This window comes from Dyella caseinilytica, from assembly GCF_016865235.1.
Taxonomy (GTDB): Bacteria; Pseudomonadota; Gammaproteobacteria; order Xanthomonadales; family Rhodanobacteraceae; genus Dyella_B; species Dyella_B caseinilytica.
In genome coordinates, this window is record NZ_CP064030.1 from 80,040 (window position 1) to 91,874 (window position 11,835).

Consider the following 11,835-nt stretch of genomic DNA (forward strand, 5'->3'; position numbering starts at 1 on the left):
GGAAGCTTTCTCAAAATGCCAATCGTTCAAGTTGGCGTTTTTTGTCCGTCGCCCCGGCGAAGGCCGGGGCCCAGAGCCTTTGGTTTCCAGTGATCAAAAGTCACTAGGCCCCGGCCTTCGCCGGGGCGACGATCGAGAATTTCCGGCAAGCTGCATTTTTAGAGAGCTTCTCGTGATGTTGCCGCTGTCGTGGATGCATGAAATCGGAAACCACCAAGCCATTAAAAACGCTTGGTGAATCCAACACTCAGCGCATTGTCGTGCAAGCGACTGCCGAAGAATCCCTGATAGTCCGCGTACAAACTCCATGATGCACCCGCTTCTGCCGTGATGCGTGCGCTGGCCGTACCCATGCCCCGTGCTTGGGTCGTTCCCGGTAGATCGAACACCGTGCCGTCCTGGGCGGTGACCTGCACAACCGGTGTCGCTGCGTTGTGCGTGTCGTAGCGATAGCCCAGGCTCACTTCAGGCACGTAGGTCACGCCGCCTGCCACGAAGCTGTGTTCGATCGCCATGATGGCGTAGGGTTGCAGAGAGGTATAACGGCTGCGCGTGCCATCGACCGGGAAACTTGCCGCGTCGGGGTTGGTACTGTTCAAGGTTTCGCTGAAGCCATCCAGTGTCTGCCGTTGATACAGCGCGCCGACCTTCGGCGTGAGTTGCCATGAGTCGAGTTGCAGCGGCCACGCGGCCTGCAAGGCGGCGGATTGCATGTTGCCGCCCGGTGTGGAGGTCGCCGTGCCAATGCCGCTAGCGCGATTGAAGTGGTAATCGCTATGCATCGCATCGACGACGGCCGAAAGCACCACCGGTCCTGCATCGGCATAGGCGTAGACACCGCCGTGCACATTGTCGACGCGCCCGTTGCCACCCAGCTTGTCGTTGCCATTGATCTGACCCACACCCGCCTGCAGTCCCACATGAACGATGTCGCCGACGGCGTAATCAGCACCACCAAGCAAACCGAAAGTGGTGTTGTTCGATCCATCGGCGCCTCCCAGCGAGATATTGGAACCGGTGTATTGCGCCCATGCGCCACCGTTCCCGCACGAAGCGCTGACATTCTGCATCGTGGGTGCATGGTCGGCACCGCATTGCGTATCGCGTGACAGCAGCGCAACGTCAAGCACCGAGCCCATATCCTGCTGGCCGGCGAGATCCGCGCTGCGCATCAGGTTGCCGTACAGACTGCTGTCGAGCGGCTTCACGGATAGCTGCGTCAAGACCAGATCGACATCGGTTGCGCTGTAGCTGATCTGCGAGCGGATCGATCCTGGCACGGTGCCATCGACGGTAGCGAACGTGCCGCTGACCGATCCGGCTTGTATCAAGGTGTACTTATCGGTGCCATAGGTGCCCGGCGCGAAGATTAGATCGAGCGTGCCAGCAAGGCTGGCACTGCCAGTAACCTTCAGCATCGAGGCCTGTGTCGGTGTGACGTCGAACTGCAGCGTGCCATCAGCGTTCTGGGTGTAATTGCCCTGGATGGTGAGCGTACCCACTGAGCCGCCCGGCCACACGATGCCATCGCTGGTGACATTGCCTACGATGGTGCCATGGCCGCGCAAAGTACCTCCGCCTTGCACGTCCACTGCGCCATCAATGGATGCGGTAGCGGTATTGCTGTCGCCGACTTCCAAGGTGCCAGCGCTGACCGTGGTGCCACCCGTGTAGGTGTTGGCGCCATCCAGAATCAGCGTACCTTCGCCCGTCTTGGTGAGGCTGCCGCTGCCGCTGATCACATTGCTGTAGGTGCCGTCGCTGACCTGATTGAATGCCAGTGTTGCGTTGTCGGTGATGTTGCCTTGCAAGCTAGTCGTATCGCCCTGCAGGGTGCCGGCGCTGATCATGGTGCCGCCGCTGTAGGTATTGGCGCCGGTGAGTGACAACATGCCAGTGCCAGTCTTGGTCACGCTGCCACCGCCACTGATCACGCCACCGTAAGTACCATCGCCGGCCTGATCGAACACCAGCGCTGCGTTGTTGGTGATGTTGCCTTGCAGGCTGCTCGCAGTGCCTTGCAGCGTACCGGCGCTGATGGTGGTGCCGCCGGTGTAGCTATCGGTGCCGTTCAATGTCAGCGTACCGCTGCCGTTCTTGATCAACTGGCCGGTACCGGAGATCGCGCCGCTAAAGTTGCCGTCGCTAGTTTGCGCAAACACCAGCGTGGCGTTGTTGGCGATATTGCCCTGCAGGCTCGTGGTATCGCCTTGCAGCGTACCGGCGCTGACCGTGGTGCCGCTGCTGTAGGTATTGGCGCCAGTGAGCGTCAATGTACCGGCGCCGGTCTTGACCAGGCTGCCACTGCCGCTGATCACGCTGCCGAAAGTGCCATCGCTGGCCTGATCGAACACCAGGGCTGCGTTGTCCGTGATATTGCCTTGCAGGCTACTGGAATCGCCCTGCAACGTGCCGGCACTGACGGTGGTGCCGCCGGTATAAGTATTCGCCCCGACCAATGACAGTGTGCCGGTTCCGATCTTGGTCACACTACCGCTGCCGCTGATCACGCCGTTGTAAGTGCCGTTACCGGTTTGATCGAATACCAGCGCTGCGTCGTTGACGACACTGCCTTGCAGGCTGTTCGAGTCGCCTTGCAATATGCCCGCATTGATCGTGGTGCCACCGGTATAAGTATCGGTGCCACTTAATGTCAACGTACCGCTGCCGTTCTTGATCAACGTGCCGCTGCCGGAAATCGCTCCGCTGAATGTGCCGTCACTGGTCTGCGTAAACAGCAACGTGGCGTTGTTGGTGATGTTGCCCTGCAGGCTGGTCGTATCACCCTGCAAGGTGCCTGCGTCGATGACTGTGCCGTCGCTGTAGGTATTGGCACCGCTCAGCACCAGCGTGCCGGCTCCGCTCTTCAGTAAACCGCCGGTTCCGGTAAGTGTCTGCGATACGGTGAACGTATTCGCTGCATCGTCGATATCGAAACCGCCACCCGGGCTGCCCCAGATGATCGTGCGCGCCGTTTGAGTGAACGTGGTACCCGTGATTTCAAGCGTGCCGCCCTCGAAATCCAGCGAATCGGCCGCGGCGCCCAGGTTGGCATCCGACGACACCGACAAATAGCCGCCGCTCAGCGTGGTGGTGCCGGTATAGGTATTGGTGCCGGTAAGTACCAGCGTGCCGCCGTCGGTCTTGTTGAAGCCGTCGGTACCTTGCAGCACGTTGTCGATAATCGCGGTGTCGCCGCTACTCACGCGCAATACCGGCGCGGTACCGTTCTGCTCGACCAGATCGATGGCACCACCGGTGAGGTGATAGCCATCGCTGACGAACTGCATGCCGGTGGCACTGACTTGGCCATTGGTGTCATCCACCGCGACCGTGCCCGATGTGCCGCCGAAGATCGCAAAGCCGGGTTGCGGCGACATCGGCCCGACGTACTGACCGTTGGTATTGGACCAGGTATTGGACGTGGTGCTCCACGTACCGCTGCCACCGCCCATCTGGCTTGGGCTGGCGAGGCCGTTCGCATCCCATTCGTCGAGCGTCACGCCCACGGTATCGATCAGGTTGATTTCCTTGTCGACGGTAAGAATCTGCAGGCTCATGCCGCTGGGTGGCGCAAAGCCGCCACCGGTGATGTCCAGCACGTTGGTCCAGCTGAACAGCTCGTACAAGCCCGGACCCATGCTGCCGAGATTGTTGACGTTGAGCGTGGAGCTGCCGATCGACAGGCTGCCGCCCACGACCACGTGATCGCTCTGGCCCGGTGTGCTGAAATTCGGGCCTGGCGCACCGAAATCGAAATTGAGCTGCGAGCCATCGCCGATGGTCAGATCGCCATCGATGGTCAGCGATCCGATAGCACCCGCTTCGCTAGGTGAGAGCGACGCACTATTGGAAAGCGTCACGCTGCCCAGCACGACGCCGTAGCCGCCAAGCGTGCCACCGACGACACTGACGGAACCACCCACCGCCGCCGAGGTATGCGAACTGTCGCCGACGATCAGCGTCGCACCGGATGCCACCGTGGTCAGGCCGGTGTTGGTGTTGGCGCCATCAAGGATCATTGTCCCCGCATTGATGGTTGTGCTGCCGCCGTAGGTATTGGCGCCGGTCAGTGTCACCGTACCGGTACCGCTCGTCGTCAGCGTGCCGGTGCCTGAAATCACGCCGCTGTACGTGCCGTTGGTCGTCTGGTTGAACACCAGCGTGTCATTGTCGGTGATGTTGCCTTGCAGGCTGCTGGTGGTGCCCTGCAACGTACCTTGTTCGATATCCGTGCCGCCGGAGTAGCTGTTGATGCCGGAAAGGGTGAGCGTGCCCAGGCCGGTCTTGGTCAAGAGACCGCTGCCGGTGATGTTGCCGGATATCGTCAGGTCATAATCCGTCTCCAGCTCGCTGCCAATGGAGGCGGGGTTGATGATGAAGTTGCGTGCCGTGGTGAATGCAGCGGCGATTTGCAGCGTGCCGCCATTGATCGTGACCGCGCCACTGCTGCCACCCAGGTTGGCGTCGGCGGAAACGCCCAGCAGGCCCGCATCAATAACGGTACCGCCGGTATAGGTGTTGGTACCGGAAAGCACCAGCGTACCGAAGCCATCCTTGATCACTTCGCCCGCGCCGCTGATCACATGGGAGTAGGTGCCGAGAGTGACGGGATTGAAATCCACCGATGCGCCGCTGGCAATCGTCAGATCGCCACCGAACGCACTGGGGTCGCCGGTCAGCTGACCCTGCTCGATGGTCCACGTGATACCCGTGGTGTCGGTACCGTTGAGCGTCCAGGTGCTGGTGCCAGTCTTCTCGTTGGTGGCGAAACCGGAGATCAGGCCTGGATTGAAGGTGCCATTGGTGTTCCCGCTCAGCACTAGCGTATCGCCGCCGTTAATAGTGCCGCTGGTGCTGACGATATTGCCGGTAAAGCTGGCGCCCGCTTCGATCGTCAACGTATTGCCGCCGCCGGAAAACAGCACCGAATCTGCCTGCACCGTGCCGGCGGTACCACCCTGGATGGAACCGCTGTTGGTTACCGTAGCGCCACCGGTCGCCACCACACCGGCGCCTGGCGTGCCCGTGTTGCCGGCATTGCTGCCGGTGATCGAGCCACCTGTGATCGAGCTGTTATTGGTGAGCACCGCGCCCGTGCCGAGGATGCGGACACCGGCCCCGGCGGTGCCGTTCTGTTGGGGGTAATCGGCCGCATTGGCGCTGTTCGCGGAAGCGGAGCCACCGGTGATCGAGCCGTTATTGGTCAGCTGGGCACCCGTGCCAGCGATATTCACGCCCGCACCGCCGCCGCCATAGCCGCCCGGCTCGTTGGTGCCGTCCTGGTAGGCACCCGGGTTGCCACCCGCGCCGCCGGAGATCACGCCGCCCGTGCTGTTGGTCAGCTGGGCGCCCGCGCCAAGTACCAGCAGCCCATCGCCACCGCCACCGCCACCGCCGGCATAACCGCCGTTGCCACCCGCGCCACCGCCGCCACCCAGGAGCTTGCCGCCATTAACCAGTGTCACCGTATCGGCACCCGCGTCGATGATGATGCCTGCGCCGCCGCCACCGCCGCCGCCCGGGTCGCCATTGGTGGCATTGCCATTGGACGAATTCGCTGTCGCGTCGCCACCTACGCCGCCGGTGCCGCCCTGGATGGTGATGGTGGACCCGACGGTCGGTGAGGAAATGCGATCGTTAATGAAAATACCCGCACCGCCGCCGCCGCCGCCGCCGCCAACGAGATTCTGCGCATTCACGGCGGCTGCCGCTTCGCCCGCACCGCCGTTTGCGCCGCTCACCGACGTGGCGACACCCGTCGATCCGGTCGCACCTACGCTGCCGCCGGTGCCACCACTGGCGGTAACGTTGATCGAGCTATCGGGGTTGAAAATACCTTGCGAGCCGTTGCCACCGTTGCCAGCGCTAGCCGCACTGCCGGTGCCTTCGCTGGTGTTGGTGATCCAGAGAGTCGCGTCGCCACCGCCGCCATCGCCCCAACCACCGTTCGGGCTGCGCGTCTGTCGCGCGCCGACGCCGGGCGTGCCACCGCATTGGGATGGATCAGCGGGCGTACAAGTCTGGCTCCATACGGGCGCGCTGGCACAGGCGAGCGTCAGGCCGGCCATCGCCACGGCAAGTGCGTTACGGCGCGGCACACGTGCGGCGCCGCTAACTGAAGCACCACCATCTTGGGTACACGTGAGTTCAGAGGCCACTTGCACGATAGCCAGCGACCGGTTCCACACGAGCCGATAGATGCGGTTCATTCGAATTTTCCCCTGCCGTGCGCCGTGTCGCAGGAGCGGTTTGCGACCGCGGCGGAAAATCGCGACGGATTAAGGCCGCCGATCCCCCATGCGAGACGTTCTTGCGTGCAAACGTTCGCCAGCGTATGCGCGATGCCTGTGTGCAGCTACACGCCGACGCGTATCGTGGCCCATGTCACACATGGCATCAATAACTTTTCGCAAAAAAAGCCTTGGTTCCCGACGTTTGCATAACGTTTGCGTATGACAGCGCGATGGCGCGGTTCAAACCACTTTTACACCACGGAAGTTCGCCAGCCCGTTCAGCCAGAAAGCATCGTTCTCGAAGCGCCGGAAGATATCCGGCGGCAACACCGTCGTGCGTTCTTGCGCTGCCACTTTCCTGCCAACCGCGTGCAAGCCGGGTGTGCCGGCACGCGCGTCGAACGCTTCGGCATCGAAATGTACGTTGTCGAAATCGTGCTGGAACGGCGGCTGCCCGATGAAGTCATAGACAGCTGCCATCGCCTTCGGGGGATCGCGCACCAGCGTCTCGTACTGCAGCACCATCAGATGTTGCGCATGCTCGCCATAGAACGCCTCCTTCAAGGCGTTATAGGCGTAACCCACCATACCTTCGCCATTGGCCAAGCCTTCAGCGCGACTATAGACCGTGCCTCCGGGCTGAAAATTGAAGATGGAGGAGGGGCGCAATGCGTTGTCCCGGATGACGCGTTCAAGACTGTCGATAATCCACGACACATGACGTACGCAGGCAATCACTTTCAGGCTTGGAAGGAGCCCGCACAGCATGGGCAACTTTGCACACCATGTGCGGCTGGTATCGAAGATGACATCGGCGTTGAATTCCTCACCGTAGTAATTCTCGAAAAGGCCGCGTAATACGCGTCGGCGCTGTTCGTCGGTGATGAACAGCGAAAATTCATTGCGATCGCTCATTTCACCCAGCATGACATTCGCCATGCCCGCTAACGGGCTACTCATGCCCGCATGAAATCGCGGATTCTGGCGCAGCAGTGCCGCCAACAAGGTGGAGCCGGATCGTGGCAATCCCGATATGAAATGGATAGAGCGCACGCTCTTTTCCTTGTGCTCGGATCAGGGTGCCAACCTTAATCTGTCTGCAGGTCGTTCTCTACCGTTTTATGTTCAGTCCAGTCTGCCGAGCGCAAGAGAGTGAAGGCCCGGCTTGGATTGCGGATTCAGCCGGTGACCGCACCAGCGCCACTATCTATCGCGATGAGTCGGTGCAATCACAAGTCGCAGCGCGTGACCTAAAGCCCGGATCATTTTTGTCGGCGTCGAGAAACCCAATAGGTATCTAAGGCCAATGGGCCAGCGCCACCGATACATAGAGCAATCAGACCTGCTGCATAGAGCAAATCAGTCTCGTAACCAGGCTGGCCAAAATGCGCCCCCGATGCGTCATAGGACATCAGCTTGATCGAACTGAATCCGTTCGGTAGATGCACTGTGAAAATAGCAACCAACAGCACGACGATCATCGGTAGTGTTGCAACGGGAACGAAAGCGCCCAACAAAATCAGCAGGCCACCCACGATCTCAATCACGATCGTGGCCCATCCAAGCAGATCCGCGAAGGGGACTCCTATCGCATGCAAAATCGCGATGAATGCATCCGGGCCACGAACGAGTTTTGCGTATCCGTGTTCCATGAAACCCAGGCCAAGCATTAACCGTAATGGGAGGGCATACCATTCGCGTGGCAACGGTAGTGGCGAGATGGTAAGCCTGGCGAGGAATGATGTCTTCATATCAACGCATTCGTCACTACGGCGGCACGGGTTACATGCGCATCGGAAAACGCCCCTCACAGCGCTTTCCGACGCGTGTTGGCTCAGGCCATGTGCTCGTAAATCCCGCGTTCGACAGCACGTGGTCGTACATCGATCACTGCCCCTTCTTGAACAGGTCCTGGAAGACCAAGGGTCCCCAGATCCCGTTCCGCGCCTGCACGAGCTGACCGCCTTCCGCGATCTTGCCGAGATTAACTGGCGCATAGCCGAGTTTCTCGACCAGAGCGGCGACTGTTGCCGTCGCGCTTTCATCGTCGCCCGACAGGAATACGACGCGTCGTCCGCCGTTGATGGCCGGATCTTCCGCGAGAACGCGGGCAGGCAGATGGTTAAACGCCTTGACCAATTGAGCGCCGGGTAGGGCCTGGGCTACTACCGAAGAGGAAGGAACGCCGCCCAGATCGTCGAGCGTGTTCATTACATCGATCACGATCTTGCCCTTCCAGCTTGCCTGTGCCTTCGCGACCTCTCGGTGCTGCTCGTACAGGACAGCCAGCATCACGATGTCGGCCTCGAGCGCGTCGTTCAAGGTCTTGGGAATGACTGTCGGCCCGATCGCGTTTGCCTGTGGCGCAAGCGCTTCAGGCGGATGCCTGCTTGCTACAGCCACTTCGATGCCCTTGCGGGCGAACATGCGGGCCAGCGCCTGGCCGACCGCGCCGAAACCTACAATTGCGTAACTCATGTTGTTGTTCCGATCGGTGTTGACGTGGGTTGCCCGGAATGATTCAGGCGTGATCAGCGTCTTTCGGAGTGCCAGGCACTCACACGTTTTTCGGCGCGATGTCAGATGGCTGAGAAGCCACCGTCGACAGACAAGTCCACGCCATTCACGAAGCTCGAATCGTCTGAAGCAAGAAACACCGCGGCCGCCGCAATTTCCTCAGGACGCCCCATCTTTCCCCGCGGGATCAAGGATTCGAACATTTGCTTCGCCTCCTCGGTGAGAACTTGGTCCTGCATCGGTGTAGCGATCGGCCCCGGGCTCAGCACGTTCACCCGGATATTCCTGCCCTTCAGTTCGTTGAGCCACGTGCGTGCGAACGAGCGCAACGCCGCCTTGCTCGCCGCATACACGCCGTAACCAGGAAAGCCTTTCACCGAAGCAACCGACCCGGTCATGAAGATCGATCCGCCATCGTTGAACAGCGGCAACGCCTTCTGCACCGTAAACAGCGTGCCGCGCGTATTGAGGCCGAAGGCCGCATCAAAATGCTGCTCGGTAATCTCGCCTAGTGGGACGGATTCGCCTATGCCGGCGCTCGCGTAAAGGACGTCGATCTTGCCCTTTTCCCGCTTGACCGTATCGAACAGGCGGTCGAGGTCGTCGAGATTGGCCGCGTCGCCGCGCACGCCGGTCACGTTCCGGCCGATCAGCTTGACGGCCTCATCGAGCGCTTCCTGTCTCCGCCCCGTGATGAAAACGTAGGCCCCTTCTTCGACGAACCGCTTGGCGCTCGCCAGGGCCATGCCGCTGGATCCGCCCGTGATGACTGCAACCTTACCTTCAAGCTTTCCCATGACTTTTTCACCTTTCGTCGCGTCGGACAGCGTCTCTGTTTCCATCGGGACAAGGGCGCTGTATCTTGTGGATCACCGATCCAGATCCCAATTAGAGGCATCCGGATCACTGATCCAAATATATGGATCGGTGATCCGTTTGTCAAGGCAACCCATGCGAGCCGACGCCAGAAAAAATTACAGTCATCTACTTGCAGTCGCGCGTGACGCCGTCACGGAGCACGGCATCGATGCGTCCATGCGAGATATCGCCCGCCGGGCCGATGTTGGATTGGCCACACTGCTTCGTCATTTCCCGACGCGACAAGCTTTGTTCGAAGCGCTGCTGTGTACGAATCTGGATGCATTGGCGCAGAAGGCAGACGAACTCGAAACGTCGAAGCCACCTGGCGAAGCACTCGTGTCCTGGTTTCGCGAAGGGGTGGCATTCGTCCATAGCTATCGCGGCGTTGCCGAGTTGATGGCGAGCGCCCACGCGGATCCGAACTCCGCGCTTTACGTCTCATGCGCAACGGTGCACGCAGTGGGCGCGCGACTACTGCTCCGTGCTCAGGCCGAGGGGACGGCGCGCGCCGATATGAATGGGGACGACCTGTTCGCACTGATGTCGGCGCTCGGCTGGCTCGATGGCCAACCCGCATTCGCGCCGCGGGCCGATCATCTGTTTCACCTTATCGCGAGCGCCATCCTGACAAACCCGGCGAGCAACGATGTCAAGCAGGCAGCGTGTTGAATCCATTCGGCGATTGGATGCTCAAGAGTGTTGTCAACTTGCGGGATGGCGCGCACGCGAAGGTTCTGCTGAGATGGACCGATGATCGCGTTCATAGCTTCCTCAACAGGCTGATGAGTTTGCGCTGGCGCTAAAGGATCTAGTGAATACTTAGGCGAAGTAAGACGGCGAGGTCGTTATCGACAACGACGGGCGGCGAATGCGCCGCGAAACAGGGGTCAGAGTGCACATTCGCATAATGCAAAGTGCACGCTGACCTCTGTTTTCTTCGGCTAGCCACAATATTTCCAGGCCTGACTCGTCATCACGTCTATGGACCTGCCGATGACCAACCGCCCGACGCGCGAACAAGATAGCGAAATTACGACGATCGTCGCACGCGACCAGGCGAGGCTTCGCGCTTTTATCCGAAGCCGGGTGATCAACCAGGACGAGGCGGAAGACATTCTGCATGATGTTTTCTATGAACTCGTCCAGGCCTACCGCTTGCTCGACCCGATCGAACAGGTGAGCGCGTGGCTTTTTCGGGTGGCACGAAATCGGATCATCGATCGCTTTCGCAAAAAGAAGGAAGAGCCACTGGCGGATCTGACGTCCGACCAAGAGGACGAACTTCAACTGGATATCGCGCTACCTGCACCGGACGCAAGCCCTCAAGCCGCCTACGTCAGAACAGTTCTGTTGCAACAGCTTCAGGATGCACTTGATGAATTACCTGCGAGTCAACGTGAGGTCTTTATAGCCCATGAGCTCGAAGGTCGAAGCTTCAAGGAGCTAGCGTCCGAAAGCGGCGTTGGCATCAACACCTTACTGGCCCGTAAGCGTTACGCGGTGTTGCATCTGCGCGCTCGATTGCAGCCGATTTACGATCAATTCGATATCTAAAGGAGATACCCATGCGTTTTCGCGGGCGATTTTTATTCAAGCTGCCGTTGGTCCTGGTCGCCATCGCGGTGCTGGGATGGATCGTGAAGGCCTTATGGAACTGGATCATTCCGTATCTGTTTGTCGGCACTCATCCGATCGACTATGCGCGGGCCATCGGCTTGTTGATTCTGAGCCGCATCCTGTTTGGCGGATTCCACGGACACCGCGAGCACAAACAGTGGCGTCGATGGAAACACATGACGCCCTCGGAAAGGGAACAACTTTACCGGGCTGCGACCGGGCGTCGGCACCACGATATTGCAGAGGACGGCGAATGAACCAGCGCTCCGTTGTGACCTGCAAGCAGGCACCTGGTGTGATTCGGCCCAAGGTTGATCTGACTAAGTGCGAAGGGAAGGCCGATTGCGTGGCCGTGTGTCCCGAGAGCGTATTTGAGATTCGGAAAATCGACGCGAAAGACTATGCCCAGTTGGGATTGCTACATAAATTCAAGCAGCGCGTCCACGGCATGAAGGTGGCATATACGCCTCGGGCCGATGCGTGCCTCGCTTGTGGCTTGTGCGTGACGGCATGCCCTGAGCGAGCCATCACGCTGGTTAGCACGCGGTGATGCACTTCCAGGCGGCCAGCTTTGGTGCCGACATCATGGCTGTGGGCTTACCCG

8 protein-coding genes and 1 pseudogene are annotated in these 11,835 nt (G+C 60.1%); 4 read left to right on the top strand and 5 right to left on the bottom strand.

Annotated elements, in window-relative coordinates:
• Positions 1-221 precede the first annotated feature (221 nt).
• The 5 genes and pseudogenes from ISN74_RS00360 to ISN74_RS00380 form a co-directional block, all read right to left on the bottom strand.
• Positions 222-6,200, bottom strand: a pseudogene (locus ISN74_RS00360) (autotransporter-associated beta strand repeat-containing protein); the annotation flags it as partial.
• Between the two features lie 276 nt (positions 6,201-6,476).
• Positions 6,477-7,289 carry a sulfotransferase family protein gene (locus tag ISN74_RS00365; RefSeq protein WP_188796284.1) on the bottom strand — a complete coding sequence of 271 codons (813 nt, stop codon included), beginning with the start codon at positions 7,287-7,289 and terminating at the stop codon, positions 6,477-6,479.
• A 209-nt stretch (positions 7,290-7,498) separates the two neighbouring features.
• Positions 7,499-7,987, bottom strand: a complete 489-nt coding sequence (locus tag ISN74_RS00370; protein WP_188796286.1) for a DoxX family protein — start codon at positions 7,985-7,987, stop codon at positions 7,499-7,501.
• Between the two features lie 136 nt (positions 7,988-8,123).
• Positions 8,124-8,819: an NADPH-dependent F420 reductase gene (locus tag ISN74_RS00375; protein ID WP_308420759.1), complete on the bottom strand. Its 696-nt coding sequence runs from the start codon at positions 8,817-8,819 to the stop codon at positions 8,124-8,126.
• The gene (locus ISN74_RS00380) at positions 8,816-9,550 is read right to left on the bottom strand and encodes an SDR family NAD(P)-dependent oxidoreductase (protein ID WP_188796290.1); all 735 of its coding nucleotides are present in this window, start codon (positions 9,548-9,550) and stop codon (positions 8,816-8,818) included. The genes ISN74_RS00375 and ISN74_RS00380 overlap by 4 nt, the downstream gene beginning before the upstream one ends.
• Here ISN74_RS00380 and ISN74_RS00385 point away from each other — a divergent pair.
• The 4 genes from ISN74_RS00385 (at position 9,549) to ISN74_RS00400 (ending at position 11,781) form a co-directional block, all read left to right on the top strand.
• A complete protein-coding gene (locus tag ISN74_RS00385; protein WP_229678911.1) occupies positions 9,549-10,283 on the top strand; it encodes a TetR/AcrR family transcriptional regulator in 735 nt (244 codons plus the stop codon). The genes ISN74_RS00380 and ISN74_RS00385 overlap by 2 nt on opposite strands.
• A 324-nt stretch (positions 10,284-10,607) precedes the next feature.
• Positions 10,608-11,168, top strand: coding sequence for an RNA polymerase sigma factor (locus ISN74_RS00390; RefSeq protein WP_203546677.1), 561 nt, complete (start codon positions 10,608-10,610; stop codon positions 11,166-11,168).
• An 11-nt stretch (positions 11,169-11,179) separates the two neighbouring features.
• The gene (locus ISN74_RS00395) at positions 11,180-11,488 is read left to right on the top strand and encodes a hypothetical protein (protein WP_188796293.1); all 309 of its coding nucleotides are present in this window, start codon (positions 11,180-11,182) and stop codon (positions 11,486-11,488) included.
• Positions 11,485-11,781, top strand: coding sequence for a 4Fe-4S dicluster domain-containing protein (locus ISN74_RS00400; RefSeq protein WP_188796296.1), 297 nt, complete (start codon positions 11,485-11,487; stop codon positions 11,779-11,781). The genes ISN74_RS00395 and ISN74_RS00400 overlap by 4 nt, the downstream gene beginning before the upstream one ends.
• Positions 11,782-11,835: the final 54 nt, after the last annotated feature.

Bases quoted from the DNA above. Each gene is read 5' to 3' on its own strand.
- ISN74_RS00370 (WP_188796286.1), bottom strand. From the start codon at position 7,987: ATGAAGACATCATTCCTCGCCAGGCTTACCATCTCGCCACTACCGTTG.
- ISN74_RS00385 (WP_229678911.1), top strand. From the start codon at position 9,549: ATGACTTTTTCACCTTTCGTCGCGTCGGACAGCGTCTCTGTTTCCATC.
- ISN74_RS00380 (WP_188796290.1), bottom strand. From the start codon at position 9,550: ATGGGAAAGCTTGAAGGTAAGGTTGCAGTCATCACGGGCGGATCCAGC.
- ISN74_RS00390 (WP_203546677.1), top strand. From the start codon at position 10,608: ATGACCAACCGCCCGACGCGCGAACAAGATAGCGAAATTACGACGATC.
- ISN74_RS00395 (WP_188796293.1), top strand. From the start codon at position 11,180: ATGCGTTTTCGCGGGCGATTTTTATTCAAGCTGCCGTTGGTCCTGGTC.
- ISN74_RS00400 (WP_188796296.1), top strand. From the start codon at position 11,485: ATGAACCAGCGCTCCGTTGTGACCTGCAAGCAGGCACCTGGTGTGATT.